This window comes from Maritalea mobilis (genome assembly GCF_004363175.1).
Taxonomy (GTDB): Bacteria; Pseudomonadota; Alphaproteobacteria; order Rhizobiales; family Devosiaceae; genus Maritalea; species Maritalea mobilis.
This window is the reverse complement of sequence record NZ_SNYR01000002.1, coordinates 388336-409591: the sequence shown is the minus strand read 5'-3', so window position 1 is coordinate 409591 and position 21256 is coordinate 388336. Positions and strand designations below refer to the sequence as shown.

Sequence of the window (21256 nt, the reverse complement as noted above, 5' to 3'; positions counted from 1 at the left end):
AACAATGAAGGCGAATATTGCCCACAAAAGCCTATTTGCCTTCATTCTGGCCCTGTTGATTGATCAGGGCCACAAGCTTTATATGCTCAATATTTTGGGGTGGACTGGTGGCGAAATCATCAATGTCACTCCATTTTTTGATTATGTTTTGGCCTGGAACACCGGCATTTCATATGGCTGGTTGGGCAATTCCTCACCCTATGTGCTGATCGGCATCATGGCCGTTGCTATGCTCGGGCTTGCCGTGTGGTGGTTCACCGCCCAAAGCAATCTCACCCGCTGGGGCGTTGCCACAGTGCTGGGCGGCGCATTGGGCAATTTGATCGACCGCATTGCTTATGGTGCTGTGGCCGATTTCTTCTCATTTCATGCCTATGGCTATTATTGGTATATTTTTAATCTGGCAGATGTAGCAATTGCTCTTGGCCTTATTATGTTGTTATGGGATATAGTGTTAAGGCCCCAAGGGGATAGTTCCTCAAAATAGCCTTTTTTGAGACCTATGGCCTTTTGGCAATGTATTTTGGAGTGGCATGCATGTTCTTAGCGAACCGGAAATCAAATCTAATGGCCAAATGGGCTGGGTTGAGCGCGCTGATGGGCGCATCACTTTTCGGCCTTTCTGCATGCACTACTGTTGAAGGCACCAACGCGTTTAAGGATGGCAACACATTCGAACAAGAAGTGATGTCGGAAACTTTGCGCGGCTTGGGCATTTTGGAGCGCGAAGAAAAGGAAGATATTTCTGCCCCCCGCGCCCCGTTGGTTTTGCCTAAGGACACGAAGTTCCTGCCGATCCCAACCAAAACAGCTGCTGCTGCTTTGCCTGAAGATTCTGATGAAGTGCGGTTGGATGAAACCCAACTCACCGAAAATGAAATCCGCTTGATCCGTGGCGCACGCGTTGTGGATCTCAGCGATGCGCAGGGCCGTGCCTTCACGCCGAAAGAGGCGCAAGAAGTTGCCCGCCGCTTCCGCGAACAGCGTTTGATCTATCAACAAGCGCTAAAAAGTGGCGACAAACGCCCACTTTACCTGCCACCTGAGAAATATTTCACCAAGGTGGGTGGTCAAGATTTGATCTGTTTGGCAGAAAATGGTGATTTGGTGCCACTAGATAGCCCACTTTGCCCGCCAGAGATCAGAGAAGCGTTGCAAGGTTCCTAACAAACAGGTAAACCCTCCGAAACTCTTTCAATTGCTTCGGAGCCAACCAAATGGCCAAAAAAGACGCTGGCAGCACAAATGACCGCCAGAACGGTGATCGTATTGCCAAAGTGATTGCGCGTGCGGGCCTTTGCTCGCGCCGCACGGCTGAAACTTGGATTACCGAAGGCCGCGTGTCGGTTAATGGCAAAGTCATTGATAGCCCGGCCGTCAATATCTCAGAAAAAGACCGTGTGCGGGTTGATGGCCAACCTTTGGGTGAGCGTGAAGCAACACGCGTTTGGCTGTACCACAAGCCTGCTGGCTTGGTGGTTTCTGAAAGTGACCCTGAAGGTCGCCCAACTGTATTTTCAGCCTTTGAAGAAGCTGGCTTGCCCCGCGTGCTGACAGTTGGTCGGTTGGACATCAATACAGAAGGCCTTCTGCTGCTCACCAATGAAGGTGGGTTGAAACGCGCGCTTGAGCTGCCGTCCACAGGTTGGGCACGGCGCTATCGCGTGCGCGCCTATGGCCGTATCACCCAGGAAAAGCTGGATGAACTTAAGGATGGTATCACCATCGACAAAGTGCATTATGGCCCGATTGAAGCCAAGCTGGAGCGCCAGCAAGGCAGCAATGTGTGGCTGATTGTATCCCTGCGCGAAGGCAAAAACCGCGAAGTTAAAAATGTGCTCTCCGCTTTTGGTTTGGACGTGAATCGCCTGATCCGCTTGAGCTACGGCCCGTTTCAACTGAACGAAATGAAGCCGGGTGAAATTCAGGCAGTGAAAACCCGCGTGTTGAAGGACCAGTTGGGCCAAAAGCTTGCCGAGGCCGCAGGCGTGGATTTTGACGGACCGATTGTGCCTGTTGTGCCGAAAGCGGAAAAGAAAAAGGCCGAAGAAAAGCCTGCTCAATTTGGTCGTGCGCGTGGCCGCACTGGCGAACCCCGCAAGCCAAAAGACGATAAGCGCGCGCCGCGTCGTCGGTTCGATGAGCAGGAAGAAACGCCAAAACGTCGCGTGTTTTTTGATGATGGCAATATTGGCGAACACGTGCCTGCTGCCCGCAAAAAAGATCAGGATGAGGACGGCCCACGCGGCAAAAAGCGCTTTGGCGACAAAGGGCGTAAATTTGATCGCGATGATCGTGGCTCGAAACGCGAGTTCAACAAAGATCGCCGCGACGACAGAGATGGTGATAAAAAGCCGTTTGAAAAACGTGATCGTAAAGAGGGCGGACGTCCCTTCGGCGAGAAAAAGTTTGGCGATAAGAAACCTTATGGCGATAAGCCACGGGGCGAGCGTGGTGGCGACCGCAAACAATTTGGCGATAAACCACGCGGTGAACGTGGTGGAGATCGCAAATCGTTTGGTGATAAGCCACGCGGCGGTGCTGGTCGTCGTGATGACCGCCGCCCGGATGATCGGCGTGGCGCCTTTACGGATCGCAATAAAGAAAGACCAGACCGTGGCGAGCGCAATGATCGCGGAGATCGTAAACCATTTGGCGACAAGCCGCGTGGCAAGCCCGCTGGTGGTCGCGGCAAACCTCGTGATGATCGTGGGGGACAAGGCTTTTCAGATGCTGGGCGCCATAAAGGCCGTCCCGCTGGCGAACAGCGCGGTCCACGTGGTCGCGGCGGCAAACCAAGTGGGGGCAGGCCTGCTGGCGGTCGGCCATCAGGCGGCAAACCTTTTGGTGGCAAGCTGGGCGGACGTCCGCCGCGCAAATCATAAGGCGGACTGAGTTTTATGCGCATCGTTGCTGGTAAGTTTAAATCCAAAACCATTGCGGCACCGCAATCTAACGACATTCGCCCCACCTCTGATCGGGTGCGCGAGAGCCTGTTCAATATCTTGGCCAATTATTTTGGCCCGGTGATGAGCGAATGTCGGGTCTTGGACTTATTTGCCGGCACTGGCGCGTTGGGCCTTGAGGCCCTGTCACGCGGCGCTGAACACGCCACTTTCGTGGATACCGGCGTCGAAGCGCGGGCCTTGCTGCGCGAAAATATCCAGAATTTTGGCGTGGCAGGCCAATCCCGCATGCTCCGCCGTGATGCAACAGATCTAGGCCAAATCCAACGCATTCTGCCGTGCAATTTGGTTTTTCTGGACCCGCCCTATGCCAAGGGCCTAGGCGACAAAGCCCTAGAAATCGCCCACAAAGGTGGCTGGATCGCCCCCGAAGCGATTATCGTTTGGGAAGAGCAAAAAGGTGTCGAAATCACTGCGCCCGAAGGATTCGAACTGCTCGACGAGCGCACTTATGGCGATACGACCATTCACCTGTTCAAAGCACCGGCTGCATAAGCGCCTAACGTCCACCAACGGCAACTGATCGCACCACCCCAAACCACGCTCTCCCACGTCATTGCAAGACTTGATCTTGCAATCCATTTGAGGACAACGGTGCAGCACCTAATTGTTGGGTGCATAAAGCGAAATTCAAAACGTCCCTGCATCCAAGCCAACGTGAAATGGACCCCAAGATCAAGTCTTGGGGTGACGGTGGGTGGGTGCCGATGCGCGCGGGGAACAATGGCGCGTGGCACCAATTGGCTATTGCGGCTTGCGGCGGCGAAAAAATCCTACCGCCGTCCAAACAATCGCTCAATATCCGCTTTCTTCAGCTCAACATAAGTCGGGCGGCCATGGATGCACTGGCCGGAATGGGGCGTGGCTTCCATGTCGCGCAGCAGCATGTTCATTTCTTCGGCCCGCAAGCGACGACCGGAGCGCACTGAGCCATGGCAGGCCATCCTCGCCGCCACTTCTTCCAACCGCTCACGGACAATGGAGATATTGTCCCATTCGGCCAATTGATCAGCCACATCATTGATCAGCTTTTCCACATTCGGATGCTTCAAAATCGCTGGCGTTTCGTGCACTGCGATGGCGCGCGGACCAAAACGTTCCACGCCCAGCCCAACCTGCGCCAATTCTTCTTGCGCTTCTTCCAGCCGGTCACAATCTTCTTCCGGCAACTCCACCACCACGGGAATCAATTGCCGTTGCGCGGGCACGGGGCCATCACTTAATTCTTTCTTGAACCGCTCATAAACCAGCCGCTCATGCGCCGCATGTTGATCCACCACGATCAAACTGTCTGGCCCTTGCGCCACAATATAGTTTTCAAACAATTGGGCGCGCGCAGAGCCGAGCGGAAAATCGTCATCTTCTGGCGGAATCTCTTCGCTCGTTTCCATGCGGGCGCTCGGTTGATGCAACTCCTGCATGCGCGGTGCGCCATAGCTCGGCGGTGGGGGCGGCGGAGGTGTCATTCCTGCCTGACCCCATTGCGGCTGCTGGGGCATGGCAAAGCCGTCGCCCGTCGCGTTCGGCGCCACATGCGATGGTTGAGCCGTGTCAGTTGGTTGCGGGGCAGGGGCGCCGCCCGGTTGAAACGCATTCAGCGTTGCATCTGACACCGTTTTCGAGGCACGGAACCCTGCCGCATCAAGCGCATTCATGACACCACGGATTACTGCCGCCCGCACTAAGCCTGAATCGCGAAACCGCACCTCCGCTTTGGCCGGATGCACATTCACGTCCAAATCTTGGCTGGGCATATCAACAAACAGCGCCGCTACTGGAAAACGATCCCGGTGCAAAAAGTCGGCATAAGCGCCGCGCAGAGCGCCCAGCAAAACCTTGTCGCGCACGGGGCGGCCATTCACAAAGTAGAATTGCGACAGCGAATTGGCTTTGGTGTAAGTGGGCAGCGCTGCCATGCCGCGCACCCGAACCGGGCCGCGCTGATAATCAATCGGCACCGCATTTTGCGCGAAATCCAAGCCTAAAATCTGGCCCAAGCGGTTCTTGTCACCCTGAAAATCATCTTCGAGATCAGAAACGGGTTGGGCAGGCCAGTTCAGCGTTTGCCGATCAGAGCCAGACAGAATGAAATGCACATGCGGTTTGGACATGGCCAACCGCTTCATCACATCGGTGATCGCATTGCTTTCCGCTCGGTCAGACTTCAAAAATTTCAACCGTGCCGGCACATTTTTAAACAGCTCGCGCACTTCAATCACCGTGCCATGGGGCATCGGGTTGGGCGAGATCACCGCATCGCCATCGACAAAGCGCAATTGCAAGCCCAGCTCCTCGTCGCGCGGGCGCGTGGCGATGCGTAGATCGGCCACTGCGCTGATTGAGGCGAGGGCTTCGCCGCGAAAACCAAGGGTGGAGATATGATCAAGATCATCTTCGGGCAGTTTGGAGGTGGCGTGGCGTTCCACACTCAGGCGCAAATCGTCTTCGCCCATGCCAAAGCCATCATCTTCAATGCGGATCAAAGATTTGCCGCCCGCCGCCGTGGTGATGGCAATGCGGGTGGCACCCGCATCCAGCGAGTTTTCCACCAGCTCTTTCACAATGCTGGCCGGGCGCTCAATCACCTCGCCAGCTGCGATTTTGTTCACCAGATCGTTGGGCAGTTGCCGAATGCGCATGGCTGATTCTCCTATCCGCCAAGCATAAGGCCAACTGATATGCTTTGCATCCTTTGCCAACCTATGGCAGGTAACATTTCAACAAGTAGGATGATGATGACCAACCCAACCAAGCCCACACCCATGCAACAGGCCTTAGAACTCGCGCGGCAAGCCGCCGCCGCAGGCGAAGTGCCCGTGGGAGCGGTTATTGTGAAAAATGGCGAAATCATCGCCACGGCGCAAAATGAAATGAAACGCATGGGCGACCCAACCGCTCACGCCGAAATGCAGGCCATGCGCAAGGCATTGGAGAAGCTTGGAACGGGTCGCCTTGATGGCTGTGATCTCTATGTGACGCTGGAGCCGTGCACCATGTGCGCGGGGGCCATAGCGCACGCCAAATTGCAACGGGTTTATTATGGCGCAGAAGATGTGAAGGGCGGGGCCGTGGATAATGGCGTGCGGTTTTTCAACTCGCCCACCTGCCACCATCATCCCGAAGTGATTTCAGGCATTGGTGAGGCAGAAGCAGCCGAACTGCTTATCCAATTTTTTGCTGACCGGCGATCATAAGGTCAATGCGATTGGCCAAATCGCGTTTGAATTTGTCTTTAACCGAGTCGCCAGCCGCCAAAATGTCTCGCACCCGCCAAAATTCATAAGCACCAAAATGCCCAACAGGCGGCCGCACATAAATATCCGGCGGATAGGCGGAAATGGCATAGGCGCTCAGTGCATGCATCATGATTTGCGCCGCACCCAAGCCCACATCAATGGCTGAAGGCGTCGCCGATTCATTCACTGGAATGGGATCACCATTCACATCAACGCCGATCAAAATATCCATGCCGTGGGCGGCGTGATCTAATGGCAAAGGGTTCACCACACCACCATCCACCAATGTTTGCCCATTGTGGCAAACGGGTTTGAACAGGCTGGGAATGGCAATTGAACCGGCAATGGCTGGGGCAATCAAGCCTTGGTGAAACACCACTTGGTGCCAGCTGCGATAATCCGTGGCCACCACGCGCAGGGGGATTTTAAGGTCTTCAAAATGCCGTGGCATGGTTTCTGGCGCGAAAGAGCTGAGCACTTTCGCTGCATCAAATTGCATGGAAATGCCATCTTGAAACATGGCTTTGATGCCCGTCACCTGCGTGCGCCACAGGCGTGAACTTAAGGCCCGCATGGAGCCTAAAACATCAATGGCGTAAGATCGGATTTCCTTGCCGCTCATGCCAGCGGCCCAGCCAGCGCCGATAAATGAGCCGATCGACGTGCCTGCGATCAGGCTGGGTTTCAGGCCCAACTCATCCATCGCTTCTATCAATGCAATATGCGACAGACCCCGTGCGGCACCGCCGCCAAGCGCAACGCCAATTTTGGGACCTGTGATTGTCATTTCTGCACCCGATGCTAGAAGATTAACGCCTACCTTAAATGAAATTGTTTAAACTTTTATATCTTCAAGGTCGCATCACTATTTTGTGCGGTCTAAGGCGCGCCAGGCAATGTCGTTGCGGTAAAAGCCATTGTCCCACTCAATCTTAGAGATGGCAGCATAGGCTTTATCACGTGCCGTTTGTGCGTCATCGGCAACTGCAGTTACATTCAACACCCGGCCACCTGTGGCCACCAACTGGCCATCTTTAAGGCCAGTGCCCGCGTGAAACACTTTTGCGCCATCGGCTTCCGCTGCTTCAAGGCCAGCAATTGGCGTGCCTTTTTCATAATCGCCGGGATAGCCCTTGGATGCCATCACCACGGTGAGGGCGGTGCCATCATGCCATTCAGGCGCATGCTGATCCAAGGTGCCATCGATGGAACCTTCGATCAGGTCTAACACGTCAGATTTTAGACGCATCATCAGCACCTGACATTCAGGGTCACCAAAGCGCACATTGTATTCAATCAGCTTTGGCCCATCCTTAGTGATCATCAAGCCGGCATAAAGAACACCTTTAAACGGCGTTCCTCGTGCGGCCATGCCTTTGATCGACGGTGCGATGATCTCGCTGTTCGCGCGTTCAATCAGCTCGTCTGTCATCACCGGAGCAGGGGAATAAGCGCCCATGCCGCCTGTGTTCGGTCCCTTGTCGCCATCATAAGCGCGCTTGTGGTCTTGAGCAGAAGCGAGCAATTGGAAATTCACGCCATCGCTGATGGCAAACAGGCTTGCTTCTTCGCCCATCATACATTCTTCAATCACAACTGAAGCACCAGCCGCGCCAAACGCACCATCAAAAATGGCGTAAAGTGCGTCTTCCGCTTCTTTCAGGCTTTGTGCAACAATCACGCCTTTACCTGCAGCCAGGCCATCAGCTTTCACCACGATGGGTGCGCCTTCGGCCCGCACATAGTCAATGGCCGGGTCCAACTCGTCGAAACGTGCATATTTGGCGGTCGGCACATTCATTTCGTCGCACAATTGCTTGGTGAAGTGCTTTGAGCCTTCCAGCTGAGCTGCGGCCTTTGAAGGGCCAAAAACCTTGATGCCTTTGGCTTGCAGATCATCCGCAATGCCTGCCACCAATGGCGCTTCTGGGCCAACCACCACAAGGTCGATTGAATGGTCGGCACAGAAATCGGCGACTGCATTGTGATTGCTCACATCAAGCGACACCAATTGGCCATGATCAGCCATGCCGGGATTACCGGGCGCGATATAAAGTTTGTCCAACCGCGCAGAGCGAGAAATTGCCCAAGCCAGCGCATGTTCGCGCCCCCCAGAACCCAATAGCAAAATATTCATGTTTTCGATCCGAAATTATCGCTGCAACCTGTTGAAGGTTCCCATATCATGTTGATTTGAAAAGGTCACCCTTGACGTTTCAACTATGAACAGGCACCACTAATTTCATGAGTGATCAAACCACAACATCGGGTTCCAACGCCCACGAATTCACAGTCTCAGAAATCTCTCAATCGGTAAAACGCACCATTGAGGATCAATTTGGCCATGTGCGGATTCGCGGGGAGATAACGGGATATCGTGGCCCGCATTCATCCGGCCATGCCTATTTTGCTTTAAAAGATGAAAAAGCCCGAATTGAGGCGGTTATCTGGCGTGGCGTGTTCTCAAAGCTGCGGTTTAAGCCAGAAGAGGGCATGGAAGTCATTGCCTCGGGCAAATTGACCACCTATCCCGGCTCGTCCAAATATCAATTGGTCATCGAAAATCTGGAACCGGCAGGCGCAGGCGCGTTGATGGCGCTGTTGGAACAGCGACGCAAACAACTAGCTGCTGAAGGCCTGTTTGACGCAGCGCGCAAACAAGAGCTGCCATATCTGCCGCAAACAATTGGGGTGATCACATCGCCAACTGGTGCTGTTATCCGCGATATTTTGCATCGCTTGGACGATCGGTTTCCAACTCACGTGATCGTATGGCCGGTGCGTGTGCAGGGCGAAACCTGCGGACCAGAAGTAGCAAATGCCATCAATGGCTTTAACGCACTGCCCGAATATGGCCCAATCAAACGACCAGATTTGTTGATCGTCGCCCGCGGTGGGGGCTCCATCGAAGATTTGTGGGGCTTCAACGAAGAAGAAGTGGTGCGCGCCGCCGCTGCGTCACACATCCCACTCATCTCGGCAGTGGGCCACGAAACAGATGTGACTTTGATCGACTATGCTGCAGACAAGCGGGCACCCACCCCAACCGGGGCAGCGGAAATGGCAGTGCCGGTTAAAGCAGAACTGGTCAATTATGTTTTGGATCAAGGCACGCGCCTCCGGTCAGCTCAGGCAAGAAATATATCGACTGCAAAAGATCGGTTGCGTGCCGTTTCAGCGGCTTTGCCAAAAGCGCAAGATTTGACCAGCGTACCGCGCCAACGTTTTGATATGGCCACCATACGACTTGGCAACGCGCTTAACCAGTTTGTGGACCGCAAACGTGCGGGCTTCTCGCAGATCAGTGCGCGTTTGTCCCCCCATGGTCTGCGCCAGAAACAGCAAAATTTCGCCACCCAAATCACTAGCCTCTCTGCTCGTTTGCGTCCTGCGGCGCTGGCCACTTTTGAGCGCAAACAAACCAAGGTGGAAAATTTGGGCAAGTTGCTGGACAGTTTGAGCCACAAAAAAGCGCTAGAACGTGGCTTTGCACTGATCACCGATGCAGATGGAAATCTGGTAAGGTCAGCCCAATCACCTCAAAAAGGCGATGGGCTGAATGTGCAATTCGCTGATGGCGATTTGGGCGTTATCGTTGCTGATGCACCGCCTGCAAAATCTAAACCAGAACCTAAACCAAAAGCCAAAACAGAAGAAAAAGATCAAAAACAGCAAAGTCTTTTTTGATTTTTTGCCCATTGGCGCCTAAATAGACATCGAAAGAGGTTTGACGATGAATATTTTTGAAAATGGTTTTGGCCAAAGCGAAGCCAAATTGCGCTATTTGGATGCTGATTTTGCGGTGATTAAGCCAGGTACATTTGTGCGCTGCGCGGTCACGGGCAAACAGATCCCGCTTGATGAATTGGCTTATTGGAGCGTTGATCGGCAGGAACCTTATGCGGATGCTCACGCGTCGCTTGAGGCGCTGAAAAACAGCAAAAAGTAACGCCTTATGCGCGTTTTGATCATCACCAATGGCATGGGCGAAGATGCCATGGGTGCCGCCTTGGCCAAGGCACTTGCCCCACATTGTGAAATGGAAGCCTTGCCCACAGTGGGCGAGGGGCTGGCCTATAACGGAATTTGCCCCTTAGTGGGCCCGCGCGGCCATTTGGCCAGCGAAGGCCACCGCAAACAAGGCTCGCTGCTCAAAGATTTTCAGCATGGCTTAGCACTGACGGCCATGAAACATGTCCGCTATATGCGGCAGCAGAAGGGGCGTTGGGACAAGATCATCGTGCTTGGCGATATGATCGGGTTAGCCCTATGCAAAGCAGGCGGCCATTCCGTTGACCTTTATCTTGATTGTTACAAATCCGGCTTTGCCTCAACCTATTCCGCCGTTGAAAAACGCCTAATCAAATCCACCGCAGCGAAAACCTTGTGCCGTGACGATATTCTCGCAGGCCAATTGCGCGCCTTTGGCCTTGATGCTGGTTTTGTGGGCAATATCATGATGGACACCGTGCCTGAACTGTCCATGGACATCGCGCCACTTATTGGCGACAGAACCGCAGTGACCTTACTACCGGGCAGTCGTAATGCTGCCAAGGGGCTCTTCGATCTGGAAATTAGAGCATTGGGTCGTTTGACCGGGAAATATCCGCTCAGCGCTTTGATACCCGTTGCGCCCACAGCAGATGCTGAAAGCTTGATCAGAGCGGTGGGGCTGAAGCAGGTCGACAAAGAACCAGATATTGATGGGCCTGAATATCTGGCCAAGGCCGAGATGGTGGATAAAACCCCAGTCTATTTTTTTGATAGAGGCATTGGCACTCTTGCTAGATATTCTCGCTTTGTGGCGGGGCAAGCTGGAACGGCGGGTTTTCAAAGTGCAGGTTTGGGCGTTCCGGTCATTGCGCTGGTGCCGCCCGACGCGCGCCCCTCACGGGTTGCCCGAAACGAGCGCTTGATGGGCGATAGCCGCATCACCACTTCGCTGGATGTGAATGAGCTGACTGCTGCAATGGGCTTGCTACTCGCAGACGAAGCCGACGCGAAACGGCGTGGGCGTGTGGGCAAAGAACGCATTGGCCCGGCTGGCGCATTGGATTACGCAGTGCGGCTTATCCTTGCTGATTAAGCGCTTAATCTAAAGATTAGTCCGGTTGAAATGCAGAGCGGTCTGGCCGTGGCGATAACTCTTTGCCATCTGCCAAAAGAAAAGCGCGCTCCAGCACATTATCCAACCGTTTCGCAAGCTCTTCAGAATAGGGCGTCAAATCTTTGGCCGCGCGCGGTACATAAAGTGGTTCGTCCACCACCGCTGAAATGCGGGAGAATGGATGGTTGATCTGCATCTTATCCCACACTTTGTCCAGCACTGTGCGACGAGAGCTAGATACAGCATAAGGAATGATTGGACGGCCAGTGAACCGCGCCAACAGCGCAACACCGTCAGAAACATGGCGACCTTCAATCGGGGGGATATCGGCAGTGATCCCAATGGATTGGCCATCCTTCATCGCCCGCATCATTTCGCGCATGGCGGCCATGCCACCTGTGCCTTCATCCTGTTTCGGGCTGGCGCCTGATCCGTCGATATTAGAACAACCAAAGCTTTTCGCTGCAGCGGCAACCAACTGGCCGTCCGGATGGCGCGAAGTGAGAATGGTCAATTGGCTCGCCACGGGCACCAGTTTCATGCCCAACATGCCTTGTCCGTGCCAACATACATAGATGGCCGGCATCAAGTCGGCGCATTTCTGCTCCGCATTTGGCGGATCATACACAAACTTAGATGTGGCAGAAGTCAGCCGCAAATAGCCGCCCAGAATGTGCCAGCCAATAAAATGGCGAGCTTTGGTGCTGTTCAGCCCACGCCCGCCATCATTTTGTGTGCTTAGATCACTCACAAATAAGCCTTAGGCTTCTTCAGGATCAAGCAAGCGGTGCAAATGCACAATGAAATAACGCATATGCGCATTATCAACGGTCATTTGTGCTTTTTGCTTCCAAACCGCATAGGCAGCTTGATAGTTGGGGTAAACACCCACAATATCAACTTCATCCAGATTGCGGAAAGTTACCTTTTCCAAATCTTCCAATTCGCCGCCAAACACCAAGTGCAGCAATTGTTTTTCTTCGCTCATTTAAACCCCACCATTTAAGTGTCTTATTCTATGCCGGGCAGCCATATACTTTGCGCAGCACATCGTGGACATCGTCTTTTAGCGTCAGGTCAGACATTGCCGCAAGAGCGCCATGACGAATTTCTTGCTTATTAAAGCGTGGCACACCTAAACACACATCTTCTAAGAAGTGGTTGCACTCCGCAAGTATAAGCGCTGGTGCTGCAATATCCCAATCTTGCGCCCCGCGCCGTGCCACAGCAATGTCCAGCACCCCGGTTGAAACCTGCACCAAGCGATAAGCCAAAGAGGGGATGGCCGGGCCGCGCACATAATCAATGCCGCGTTCTTCCAACTCACGATGCACAGCGCCAGGCGCTGGAATAATCGGGCCCGCGCCCAACCGATGCCGACGCTCCAGCTTTGTTTTGTTCAACATTGCCCCTTGGCCGCGCACCGCTTCATAAAGCTCATCGCGTATAGGCGCATATATAACAGAGGCAATAGGCTCGCCATTTTGCACAATCGCAATGCAAATGGTCCAGCTGTCTTCACCACGAATAAAGCCGCGTGTGCCATCGATGGGGTCCACCACAAAAACACGCTCGCGCTTTAAGCGAATAGGGTCGTCAGCGGTTTCTTCGCTCAACCAGCCATAGTCGGGCCTAGCACCGGTCAGCATATCTTTTAAGAATTTGTCGACAGCAAAATCGGCCTCGGTGACGGGGGAAGCGTTATCTTTTGTCCACGTTTTTACATCTTGGCGAAAATATCCGGTGGCAATTATGCCTGCCCCCACCACGGCATTTCGGATCAATTCCAGATCTTCCATCAATTCTGCAATATCTGGTTGTGCCATCAAAGGCTCCCGAAACCCCAATAAATCTAAGCTCTTTCGTGCTTAGTCGAGCCGCAACCGAAAGGCAAGAACCCGCTTGGGTTAATCGCCGGTTACCCACGGTCATAACCTGCTAACCCTTTTGATAACAAGAAAAACTTAACCCAGTTTTTTAAAGGGATGCCAAAACTTGCCTGCTAATTTGGCCTCATAAGAAGAGCGGCAAAAATTAAAAAACAGCTCTCAAGTTAACAGGAAGGCACGAGATTAAAATGGTGCAAGGCAAAACAGTTTCAGGATCTGATTTGATCTTGTTTGGCAAAAACGGGGTAAATTGGCCTCCATTGTCCCCTGCGAATGACAATGGCAGCCAGCGCAATGAGGTGCAAACCGTCACTGTGCGCAAAATGCTTTCTAAAAGCGGTGTCCCGATTAAAATCAAAGTACCAGTTAAAGAATATTACGGAGTGGCCGTGGCCACGCGTATTTCAGAAGAGGGCCTGCTCTCCAGCTCGATCGAATTGATCCATGCGGATGAAGACCTCAACTATCGCGTGTTTGAAGAAGAGGGCAACCACACCGTGGTGGCTGAATGGCAAAATTGGGGTAAGCAATTGGGCTTGCCACTATTTATCCGTTCAGGCAATGGCGGCTTGGTGCCATACTCACAGCATGTGGGCGGCGTTATGGTTGGTCAGGAAACCAACCGGCGCAAACTCGGCCCAGATGCAAACCGTCGGCCACGTTTTTTAAACCGTCGCAAGCTTGGTCTGGTTTCTGGCTAAATAGCGTACTCGATGTAGAGCGCTAAAGCGAAGCTTAGGCCAACCCAATAATTAGATTGAAACCGGATCAGGCAATTAGGTGTCTGGTCCGGTTTTAACGTGAGGATTTGCCAAGCCAAAATGGCAGGGGCACCCCACATGACCCAATAATAAACAGGGCCAGCGCCCGCGCCATCTGCGGCCAAAAACCACAAAATCGCGGCACCCAAATAAAACAATCCACAAATCTGCTGCGCATAATCGCCGAACAAACGGGCGGTCGATTTCACGCCAATCAACGCATCATCTTCGCGGTCCTGCAGCGCATAAATGGTGTCATATGCGATGGTCCACAAAATAGCGCCAGCATAAAGATAATAGGCTGGATAATGCAGTTCCCCGAACATGGCTGCCCAGCCCATAAGCGCCCCCCAATTGAAGGCAAGGCCCAAAAAGAGCTGCGGCCAATATGTAATCCGCTTCATAAAGGGATAAATGATCACGAGGCCGATGGACGATAAGCCCAAAATTTTGGTGAAATCGTTGAACTGCCACAACACAGCAAGGCCAACCAAGCATTGCGCTGCCAAAAAGATAAAGGCTTGCGGTACACTGATGCGCCCAGATGGAATGGGCCGCAAGCGTGTGCGCTCCACCTTGCCATCAATATTACGATCCACAATATCATTCAGCGTGCAGCCCGCGCCGCGCATGGCCACTGCGCCAACAAAAAACAGAAACAGATAATAGAAGTTGAACCCGGCCGCAGGGCGGGCCACCGCGGCAAGCGCTAGAGAGATGGCGCAGGGCCAAAACAAAAGCCAATAACCGATAGGGCGGTCCCACCGCGCCATTTTTGCATAAGGGTGGATGGCCTTGGGAGCATAGCGGTCAACCCAGTTGGTTTTGCTGGCATCGGCAATAATTTCAGAATTGGGTTTGTCTTGCATCGCTCACCACTTCCACCTATTCAATTGGAGAGAACGCTATAATTTAAGCACGGAATGTCAACCTAATGCCGCGCAAACACAAAACTTTACCCCGTCTATTTGTTGAACTGCCGCTTGCCGTGGGGGCAGAGCTGCAATTGGAAAAAGCCCAGTCTAATTATCTGGTGAATGTGTTGCGCCTGGGGGAAGGCGGCGAGGTGATTCTGTTCAATGGAACTGATGGTGCGTTTCGCGCAGTGCTGGCCAATGGATCGAAAAAAGCAGCACGCTTGACCATTGAAGAGCAAACCAGCGCGCAAACGGCACCCAGCAAAATCGACTATATTTTTGCCCCTATCAAAACCGCGCGGCTGGACTATATGGTGCAAAAGGCCACGGAAATGGGCGTAAACGCCCTTCGCCCCATGCAAACTCAACACACGCAAATGTCGCGCATCAATTATGATCGCATGCGGGCCAATGCTGTTGAAGCGGCGGAGCAGTGTGAAATCTTAAATGTGCCGCAGGTGCATGAAGCAACCACACTGGAAAAACTGATCGCCAATTGGGCTGAAACAGACCCGAACCGTATCTTGGTGTTTGCGGATGAGGAAACCAAAGTCAGCGACGCGGCTGTGGCGCTGAAGCCTTATGACAATCAGCAAGTTGCCGTGCTGATTGGCCCGGAGGGTGGCTTTTCAGAAGCGGAACGCCAATTGTTGCGGGCGCAAAGTTTTTGTGTTCCCATCAGTTTGGGCCCGCGCATTTTGCGGGCCGACACGGCGGCAATTGTGGCATTAACACTCGTGCAATCAAATATCGGTGATTTACGATAAAAGGATTGCATCCTATTTTTTCCGCGTTATTGTCGCCAGCAAAGATCGCGCTGAAATAGCGTGACACAACACATGACGACCGGACGCACCTTTATGGCCAATGCAGTTGAAAACTCCCCCCTCATCGAGTCTAAAGCAGACCTAATCTACGCACTCGAAAAAGGCTGCAAGCCGAAAGAAGATTGGCGCATTGGCACCGAGCACGAAAAATTTGTGTTCTGCAAAACCACGCATCAGCCGGTGCCTTATGAGGGTAAAAATGGCATTGGTGCGATTCTTCAAGAAATTCAAAAACGCACCAATTGGACCCCGCTTCTGGATAAGGGCGCGCTGATTGGCCTGAAAGATGAAAGCACTGGCGCTTCTGTTTCGCTGGAGCCGGGTGGCCAGCTTGAATTGTCTGGTGCGCCGCTGGAACGCTTGCATGATACATGCGCAGAAACAGGCAATCATTTGCGTTTGCTGCGCGACATCACCAACAAGCTGAATATTGAGTTTTTGGGCGTTGGTGTAGCGCCAGAATGGTCGTTGAGCGAGATGCCAATGATGCCGAAATCGCGTTATGGCATCATGAAACCTTATATGGAAAAGGTTGGAACGCTGGGCACATCAATGATGTTCCGCTCATGTACAGTGCAGGTTAATCTCGACTTCTCCTCAGAGCAGGATATGGTCAATAAGCTCCGCGCCAGCGTGGCCTTGCAACCGATTGCCACCGCCTTGTTCGCAAACTCACCTTTCATTGATGGCAAGCCGTCTGGCTATTTGTCTTACCGTGCTCACATTTGGCAAAATACTGACAATGCCCGCACAGGCATGCTCGATTTCGCGTTTGAAGATGGCATGAGCTTTGAGCGCTATGTGGATTATGCCCTTGATGTGCCGATGTATTTCGTGATGCGCAATGGCGAATTCGTCAATTGCGCTGGCGAGAGCTTCCGCGCATTCCTCAAAGGCGAATTGCCACAATTGCCGGGCGAAAAGCCAACCATCGCCGATTGGGAAGACCATCTTTCCACCTTGTTCCCAGAAGTTCGCCTGAAATCTTTCTTGGAAATGCGCGGCGCTGATGCGGGGCCTTGGGACAATATTTGTGCATTGCCCGCTCTTTGGGTTGGCTTGCTTTATGATCAGGCAGCGCTGGATGGTGCTTTGGACCTAACCAAAGACTGGACCGCTGAGCAACGCAATCAATTGCGGGCGGATGCGGGCAAATATGCCCTCGATGCTGAGATCAATGGCCGGAAAGTGTTGGACGTGGCGAAAGATGTGTATCAGTTGGCAAAAGCTGGCCTGAAAGCACGCGGCCAAACAAATTTTGAAGGCTTTGATGAATCTGTGTTCTTGAACCTGATCAAAACCACCATAGAAACCGAAAAGACCCCCGCCCAACATATGCTCGACGCCTATCATGGCCCATGGGGTGAGGACATCACAAAGATCTATACGGAACGCTTGTTCTAAGCTTTAGCCGGACAGTTTCTCCACCAGAACATCGAAAACCCGCCGCACCCGTCGGTTGGTTTTCAGTTCGCGGTGCGCAACCAACCAAAGCGAGAAATTAAGCGCGGGAAAATCGGGCAAAACCCGTCTAACACCCGGCTCATGGTCTCCAACGCTGGTGTCCATCACGCTGATGCCCACGCCGTGTTTCACAAGGTTCCACATCACCACATAGCTGTCGACTTGCAGTGGAAAATTGGCATCCGTCAGCTTCATGCCATGGGCGTTCAACCCATGCATCACCATATTCTCAGGGTCGAGACTGATAAACTCTGCCCGGTTTATGTCATCAAGTGTCAGCGGCGGGTCAAATCGATCGAGATAAGCCTCGCTGGCATAAATTTGCGCCTGCACGTTGGTCAGCTTACGAGCATATAAGTCCGGCTCGGTCGGGCGGAAGAACCGCAAAGCAATATCTGCCTCGCGCCGATGTAGGTCGCTTACATGGTTCGATACCACAACTTCTATTTCCAATTTGGGCTCAGCAAGGCGCAATTCGGCAATGATTGGGGGCAGCTGCGTTGCGGCAAACATCTCGGCCGCCGCAATCGAAACACGTCCTTCAATAGCGCTGGATTGTCCATGCGCCGCCAGCGAAAACGCGCCAGCTGCATCGCCCATTTGTCTTGCATAGCGCAGCAGCTCTACACCGCTTGGGGTTAGAACAATCCCGCGTCCATCGCGTTCAAACAGAGTGACATTTAAATCGTGTTCAAGCGCCTCAATCTGTCGCCCCAGCGTCGGCTGAGCAATGTTGAGCGCACGTGCAGCTGCGGAAAAAGACCCTTCCTCCGCTGCCACCAGAAATGAGCGAACCTTGCTCCAGTCAAAATTGATGTTTTTCCAACTCATGCAAATATGCATAGCAGATGTAGAGAATTGGTCAATTTATTATAGGTGCTGCCGGGTATATGACCATGCAAACATTATAAGGAATGAATGCGTGACCCAAGCTTTATATCAAAACAAAAACATCGCTCGGCTTTATGGCCTGTTCTTCATCGCGACCTTCCTCGCCTATGGCTTCGGCTATGGCATTCTGGACGGCTTGTTGCACGGAGATGCTGGCAACGTACAATTTGTGAAGCCTGATTTGACCTTCATCTTGTGTGTCATCGCTATGGTGATTGTCCATTCACTGCTGAATTTCGGCCTTTTGACCATCATGTTCCGGGTTATTGAACCGTTTTCGCCACTTTTGTCTTTGGGCTTTTTGGGGCTCGGCATTATGTCCACGGTGGCGCTGCTGGTTGGGGGAATTGCGCTGATGCTTATGGGATCAGCAACGCTTGAAACGCCTGCGATTGCGCAGATGCTATACGATGCGAATTTTTATCTTTATCAGACGGGGATGACCCTTTGGGGCGTAGGTGGTTTATTGTTGTGCGCCGTTTTGTGGCGCACCATGTTGGTGCCGCGCATATTCGCCATCTGGGGTATGCTCGGCTATTCCATCTTTATCGTCGGCACGCTGTCAGAGTTTTTCCAAAGTGGGTTGGGCGTGATGTTGTCGTTACCGGGTGGCTTCTTTGAAATCGGCCTCAGCATTTGGTTGATCGCCAAGGGCTTCAACCAAAATCCAAATGCACCAATTGGTCATCAAGCCGCTTCTTCCATGGCCTGATCCAGCTCAGACTTAATATGTGCCACCAAAGCACTGTATATGCCGCCATATGCATTGGCCGCGCGGCGGATCGCAATTTCTGCCGGGCGGAGAGGGGGCAGCCCATCTTCCTGCCCAAGCTTGCGCATACCGGGCAAAATTGAGCTTTCTGCCAACACGCCAACCGCCAATCCAGCCATCACCGCACTGGTGATGGCTGTGGCGTTTGAAGAGGTATAGGCCACACGGTAATTGATGCCAGATTCCCGCAACGCAGTTTCTGCATTGGTGCGCCAACAACATTGTTTGTTGCCACAGGCGATGGGCAGTGGGTCTTGCTTATGGGCGTCAGAATTGGGCCTGATCACCCAAGATAGAGGTTCAGTGCGCACCAATTCGCCCGTTTCATGATTGGTGCCTTGGGTGAACACGATCAAATCAAAATCGCCCTGTTGCATGCCGCGGATCAAATCTTCCGACGAGTTACATTTCACATCCACCAAAATTTTCGGATGGGTCTGTTGAAATGAACTGAGCAAAATTGGCAGCACTTTCACCGCATAATCGTCAGGTATGCCAATGCGAATGGTGCCAGACAAAACATCTGAGGAGAACAAATCCTCAATCTCGGCATTGATTTCCAACATACGGCGCGCATGGTGATAAAGCGCGTCACCCGCACGGGTGAGCGAAATGGCACGCCCATCGCGCACCAACAGGCTTTCGCCCAAACGTTCTTCCAGCCGTTTGATCTGCATGGACACGGCAGATTGGGTTTTATAGACGCGACGCGCAGCTTCGGTGAAGCTGCCGCAATCGGCAATAACGGCAAAGGTGCGCAACTGATCAAGATCGAGTGGATTGGCCATAGGTATCATCACGAAAATTGATTTAACTGATGAAATCTATTTGTTAGACGAATGATCAAAATGTCAATAGCGTGCAAGAACCAAACTGGTCCAACCTGTATGGTTGGCCGTGTTTGCCCTAGACTAACCCCGAATACTTTGCCGAGCGCCCAAAAGGCGTCTCGGCACTTTTTTAAGAAGCTGGGGCTTCAGCTGTTTCTGTAGTATCTGCGGCGCTCTCTTGATTTGGGGTGAGCTTCTGGATCAACCAAAACGCGCCAACAACAGGCAGAATGCCGAAGATAACAGCGCCGATAGATGCACCCCAAATAATGCCCGGCAAGCCGCCCCACAGCGCACCAAAATAGATAAAGGGGATTACGCCCAATGTTTGGCGTGCCCAGTTCGCAAGGGTGGCCAGCAGGGGATATCCCAAATTGTTGTACGCAGCGTTCGACACGAACAACATGCCGTTGAACAGAAACGAGCCTGCAAGCACATTACAGAACAAACGGATGACCAGAGCCATATTGCCATCCGCCTGATAGATCGCGATGATTTGCTCTTGCGCAATAAATAACAGGCCCCATGCAATTAAGATGTAAACCCAGTTAAAAATAAGCCCATCTATCAGTGCCTGGCGGACGCGATCCATCTGCATTGCACCATAATTTTGCCCAATGATCGGCCCAACGGCGCCAGAGAGGGCAAATACTACGCCAAACGCGAGCGGAATCAGTCGGTCTACAACAGATTGTCCAGCCACGGCAGCATCGCCATATTCGGCAACGGCGCGGGCAATAAGAAATGCACCAACAGGTGCCGCAAGATTAGTCACCACAGTGGGCGCCGCAATCTTCAATATATCGATCAGATCTTTGAAATAGCGGCGGAACTCTGGAACCGTAATCGCCTTATGAATGCCGATCACATAATAAAGCCCCAGCACCGCAAAGGACACGCGCACAATCGCCGACACAACAGCCGCGCCGATCACTTCCCATCCAAATACGAAGATGAAGAGGGGATCGAGCAGTGCAGTCATAATCCCGCCAATCAGCGTGATATACATTGACCGCTTTGCATCACCATGCGCCCGCAAAATCCCCATGGTGACAATGCCGATGGCGAAAAACGGAGTGGATGGCAAAACGATATAAAGATAAATCCGCGCATATTCGAGCGCTTGGCCCGTTGCGCCCAGCATTGCCATCAACCAGTCGGTCAGCAAAAAGCCCGCACCAGCCAAGACGATGCCAAAAATGACAACACTGATGATGGACGAGCCCGCGTAGGATTTCGCTGCTTCGTCCTTCCCGGCGCCCACGGCGCGGGCGACCATTGCCGAAGTGCCGATCATAAACCCAACAGACATGCCAATAATAAAGGCCAGCACATAAGCCGCGCGGCCCACAGCTGCGGTTTGGCTCGGGTCACCCAATTGGCTGATGTAAAAGAGCGTGATGGCATCCACGAAAAAGATCGACATCAACCCGATGGCCGAAGTCGTCGTCATGATAATGACGTGGCGCATGGTTGAGCCGGTGAGGAAAACAGCACTCTTATTGCTGCTGCTGGATGCATTGCTCATGGGGATCACTCTTCGTTATGCTTGGCACAGCGGCGCCAAAATAAGACGTCGCATAACTACCCGCAATC

The 21256-nt window shown here is 52.9% G+C and carries 22 protein-coding genes; 12 read left to right on the top strand and 10 right to left on the bottom strand.

Features of this window, described 5'->3' with window-relative positions; all coding sequences use genetic code 11:
• Nucleotides 1-4: 4 nt before the first annotated feature.
• Genes lspA through rsmD form a run of 4 tightly spaced genes read left to right on the top strand, consistent with a single transcriptional unit; the run spans nt 5 to nt 3461 of the window.
• A complete protein-coding gene (gene lspA, locus ATL17_RS09825) occupies nt 5-487 on the top strand; it encodes a signal peptidase II (protein ID WP_133572628.1) in 483 nt (160 codons plus the stop codon).
• Nucleotides 488-537: 50 nt separating this feature from the next.
• Complete coding sequence (locus ATL17_RS09820; protein ID WP_133572627.1) at nt 538-1167, top strand: hypothetical protein; 630 nt, start codon at nt 538-540, stop codon at nt 1165-1167.
• Nucleotides 1168-1217: 50 nt separating this feature from the next.
• Nucleotides 1218-2885: a pseudouridine synthase gene (locus ATL17_RS09815; RefSeq protein WP_133572626.1), complete on the top strand. Its 1668-nt coding sequence runs from the start codon at nt 1218-1220 to the stop codon at nt 2883-2885.
• Nucleotides 2886-2900: 15 nt separating this feature from the next.
• Entirely contained in the window at nt 2901-3461 is a 561-nt protein-coding gene (rsmD, locus tag ATL17_RS09810) for a 16S rRNA (guanine(966)-N(2))-methyltransferase RsmD (protein WP_133572625.1), read from the top strand.
• 278 nt (nt 3462-3739) lie between these two features.
• On the opposite strand, the gene mutL is transcribed toward rsmD, so the two are convergent.
• Nucleotides 3740-5605, bottom strand: coding sequence for a DNA mismatch repair endonuclease MutL (gene mutL / locus ATL17_RS09805; protein WP_133572624.1), 1866 nt, complete (start codon nt 5603-5605; stop codon nt 3740-3742).
• A 123-nt stretch (nt 5606-5728) separates the two neighbouring features.
• On the opposite strand from mutL, the gene ATL17_RS09800 reads away from it, so the two are divergent.
• A complete protein-coding gene (locus tag ATL17_RS09800) occupies nt 5729-6160 on the top strand; it encodes a nucleoside deaminase (RefSeq protein WP_208111200.1) in 432 nt (143 codons plus the stop codon).
• On the opposite strand, the gene ATL17_RS09795 is transcribed toward ATL17_RS09800, so the two are convergent.
• Both ATL17_RS09795 and purD read right to left on the bottom strand, forming a co-directional pair.
• Entirely contained in the window at nt 6129-6989 is an 861-nt protein-coding gene (locus tag ATL17_RS09795) for a patatin-like phospholipase family protein (RefSeq protein WP_133572623.1), read from the bottom strand. The genes ATL17_RS09800 and ATL17_RS09795 overlap by 32 nt on opposite strands.
• 78 nt (nt 6990-7067) lie before the next feature.
• A complete protein-coding gene (gene purD, locus ATL17_RS09790) occupies nt 7068-8339 on the bottom strand; it encodes a phosphoribosylamine--glycine ligase (RefSeq protein WP_133572622.1) in 1272 nt (423 codons plus the stop codon).
• Nucleotides 8340-8446: 107 nt separating this feature from the next.
• Here purD and xseA point away from each other — a divergent pair, with 107 nt between their 5' ends.
• The 3 genes from xseA to ATL17_RS09775 are packed head-to-tail and all read left to right on the top strand — an operon-like array spanning nt 8447 to nt 11288.
• On the top strand, nt 8447-9889 hold the full coding sequence (xseA, locus tag ATL17_RS09785) for an exodeoxyribonuclease VII large subunit (RefSeq protein WP_133572621.1): 1443 nt from the start codon (nt 8447-8449) through the stop codon (nt 9887-9889).
• 46 nt (nt 9890-9935) lie between these two features.
• Nucleotides 9936-10151, top strand: coding sequence for a DUF2093 domain-containing protein (locus ATL17_RS09780; RefSeq protein ID WP_133572620.1), 216 nt, complete (start codon nt 9936-9938; stop codon nt 10149-10151).
• Between the two features lie 6 nt (nt 10152-10157).
• Nucleotides 10158-11288, top strand: coding sequence for a hypothetical protein (locus ATL17_RS09775; protein ID WP_133572619.1), 1131 nt, complete (start codon nt 10158-10160; stop codon nt 11286-11288).
• A 16-nt stretch (nt 11289-11304) separates the two neighbouring features.
• On the opposite strand, the gene ATL17_RS09770 is transcribed toward ATL17_RS09775, so the two are convergent.
• Genes ATL17_RS09770 through ATL17_RS09760 form a run of 3 tightly spaced genes read right to left on the bottom strand, consistent with a single transcriptional unit; the run spans nt 11305 to nt 13135 of the window.
• Nucleotides 11305-12060 carry a lysophospholipid acyltransferase family protein gene (locus ATL17_RS09770; protein ID WP_133572618.1) on the bottom strand — a complete coding sequence of 252 codons (756 nt, stop codon included), beginning with the start codon at nt 12058-12060 and terminating at the stop codon, nt 11305-11307.
• Between the two features lie 9 nt (nt 12061-12069).
• Nucleotides 12070-12297, bottom strand: coding sequence for a DUF4170 domain-containing protein (locus ATL17_RS09765; RefSeq protein ID WP_133572617.1), 228 nt, complete (start codon nt 12295-12297; stop codon nt 12070-12072).
• A 28-nt stretch (nt 12298-12325) separates the two neighbouring features.
• Nucleotides 12326-13135: a 3'(2'),5'-bisphosphate nucleotidase CysQ gene (locus ATL17_RS09760; RefSeq protein ID WP_133572616.1), complete on the bottom strand. Its 810-nt coding sequence runs from the start codon at nt 13133-13135 to the stop codon at nt 12326-12328.
• Nucleotides 13136-13386: 251 nt separating this feature from the next.
• Here ATL17_RS09760 and ATL17_RS09755 point away from each other — a divergent pair, with 251 nt between their 5' ends.
• Nucleotides 13387-13899 carry a DUF6101 family protein gene (locus ATL17_RS09755; RefSeq protein WP_133572615.1) on the top strand — a complete coding sequence of 171 codons (513 nt, stop codon included), beginning with the start codon at nt 13387-13389 and terminating at the stop codon, nt 13897-13899.
• Here ATL17_RS09755 and ubiA read toward each other — a convergent pair.
• Nucleotides 13896-14828 (bottom strand): 4-hydroxybenzoate octaprenyltransferase, encoded by a 933-nt coding sequence (gene ubiA / locus ATL17_RS09750; RefSeq protein ID WP_133572614.1) that lies wholly within the window; start codon nt 14826-14828, stop codon nt 13896-13898. The two genes, ATL17_RS09755 and ubiA, sit on opposite strands and share 4 nt — an antisense overlap.
• Nucleotides 14829-14893: 65 nt before the next feature.
• Here ubiA and ATL17_RS09745 point away from each other — a divergent pair, with 65 nt between their 5' ends.
• Entirely contained in the window at nt 14894-15643 is a 750-nt protein-coding gene (locus ATL17_RS09745) for a 16S rRNA (uracil(1498)-N(3))-methyltransferase (RefSeq protein WP_133572613.1), read from the top strand.
• Nucleotides 15644-15715: 72 nt separating this feature from the next.
• A complete protein-coding gene (locus ATL17_RS09740; RefSeq protein WP_246028681.1) occupies nt 15716-17107 on the top strand; it encodes a glutamate--cysteine ligase in 1392 nt (463 codons plus the stop codon).
• Nucleotides 17108-17110: 3 nt separating this feature from the next.
• On the opposite strand, the gene ATL17_RS09735 is transcribed toward ATL17_RS09740, so the two are convergent.
• Nucleotides 17111-17998, bottom strand: a complete 888-nt coding sequence (locus ATL17_RS09735) for a LysR family transcriptional regulator (RefSeq protein WP_208111178.1) — start codon at nt 17996-17998, stop codon at nt 17111-17113.
• A gap of 91 nt (nt 17999-18089) precedes the next feature.
• On the opposite strand from ATL17_RS09735, the gene ATL17_RS09730 reads away from it, so the two are divergent.
• A complete protein-coding gene (locus tag ATL17_RS09730) occupies nt 18090-18770 on the top strand; it encodes a DUF4386 domain-containing protein (protein WP_166638989.1) in 681 nt (226 codons plus the stop codon).
• Here ATL17_RS09730 and ATL17_RS09725 read toward each other — a convergent pair.
• Both ATL17_RS09725 and ATL17_RS09720 read right to left on the bottom strand, forming a co-directional pair.
• Nucleotides 18746-19618, bottom strand: coding sequence for a LysR family transcriptional regulator (locus ATL17_RS09725; RefSeq protein WP_166638988.1), 873 nt, complete (start codon nt 19616-19618; stop codon nt 18746-18748). The genes ATL17_RS09730 and ATL17_RS09725 overlap by 25 nt on opposite strands.
• A gap of 172 nt (nt 19619-19790) precedes the next feature.
• Nucleotides 19791-21188, bottom strand: a complete 1398-nt coding sequence (locus tag ATL17_RS09720) for an MATE family efflux transporter (protein ID WP_133572609.1) — start codon at nt 21186-21188, stop codon at nt 19791-19793.
• Nucleotides 21189-21256 lie beyond the last annotated feature (68 nt).

What these genes read in the sequence shown, in the direction of transcription:
- ATL17_RS09735 (WP_208111178.1), bottom strand. Translation starts at nt 17,998, where the DNA reads ATGAGTTGGAAAAACATCAATTTTGACTGGAGCAAGGTTCGCTCATTT.
- rsmD (WP_133572625.1), top strand. Translation starts at nt 2,901, where the DNA reads ATGCGCATCGTTGCTGGTAAGTTTAAATCCAAAACCATTGCGGCACCG.
- mutL (WP_133572624.1), bottom strand. Translation starts at nt 5,605, where the DNA reads ATGCGCATTCGGCAACTGCCCAACGATCTGGTGAACAAAATCGCAGCT.
- ATL17_RS09815 (WP_133572626.1), top strand. Translation starts at nt 1,218, where the DNA reads ATGGCCAAAAAAGACGCTGGCAGCACAAATGACCGCCAGAACGGTGAT.
- ATL17_RS09740 (WP_246028681.1), top strand. Translation starts at nt 15,716, where the DNA reads ATGACGACCGGACGCACCTTTATGGCCAATGCAGTTGAAAACTCCCCC.
- ATL17_RS09765 (WP_133572617.1), bottom strand. Translation starts at nt 12,297, where the DNA reads ATGAGCGAAGAAAAACAATTGCTGCACTTGGTGTTTGGCGGCGAATTG.
- xseA (WP_133572621.1), top strand. Translation starts at nt 8,447, where the DNA reads ATGAGTGATCAAACCACAACATCGGGTTCCAACGCCCACGAATTCACA.
- ATL17_RS09720 (WP_133572609.1), bottom strand. Translation starts at nt 21,188, where the DNA reads ATGAGCAATGCATCCAGCAGCAGCAATAAGAGTGCTGTTTTCCTCACC.
- ATL17_RS09755 (WP_133572615.1), top strand. Translation starts at nt 13,387, where the DNA reads ATGGTGCAAGGCAAAACAGTTTCAGGATCTGATTTGATCTTGTTTGGC.
- lspA (WP_133572628.1), top strand. Translation starts at nt 5, where the DNA reads ATGAAGGCGAATATTGCCCACAAAAGCCTATTTGCCTTCATTCTGGCC.
- ATL17_RS09760 (WP_133572616.1), bottom strand. Translation starts at nt 13,135, where the DNA reads ATGGCACAACCAGATATTGCAGAATTGATGGAAGATCTGGAATTGATC.
- ATL17_RS09775 (WP_133572619.1), top strand. Translation starts at nt 10,158, where the DNA reads ATGCGCGTTTTGATCATCACCAATGGCATGGGCGAAGATGCCATGGGT.
- ATL17_RS09800 (WP_208111200.1), top strand. Translation starts at nt 5,729, where the DNA reads ATGCAACAGGCCTTAGAACTCGCGCGGCAAGCCGCCGCCGCAGGCGAA.
- ATL17_RS09780 (WP_133572620.1), top strand. Translation starts at nt 9,936, where the DNA reads ATGAATATTTTTGAAAATGGTTTTGGCCAAAGCGAAGCCAAATTGCGC.
- ubiA (WP_133572614.1), bottom strand. Translation starts at nt 14,828, where the DNA reads ATGCAAGACAAACCCAATTCTGAAATTATTGCCGATGCCAGCAAAACC.
- ATL17_RS09820 (WP_133572627.1), top strand. Translation starts at nt 538, where the DNA reads ATGTTCTTAGCGAACCGGAAATCAAATCTAATGGCCAAATGGGCTGGG.
- ATL17_RS09795 (WP_133572623.1), bottom strand. Translation starts at nt 6,989, where the DNA reads ATGACAATCACAGGTCCCAAAATTGGCGTTGCGCTTGGCGGCGGTGCC.
- ATL17_RS09725 (WP_166638988.1), bottom strand. Translation starts at nt 19,618, where the DNA reads ATGGCCAATCCACTCGATCTTGATCAGTTGCGCACCTTTGCCGTTATT.
- ATL17_RS09745 (WP_133572613.1), top strand. Translation starts at nt 14,894, where the DNA reads ATGCCGCGCAAACACAAAACTTTACCCCGTCTATTTGTTGAACTGCCG.
- purD (WP_133572622.1), bottom strand. Translation starts at nt 8,339, where the DNA reads ATGAATATTTTGCTATTGGGTTCTGGGGGGCGCGAACATGCGCTGGCT.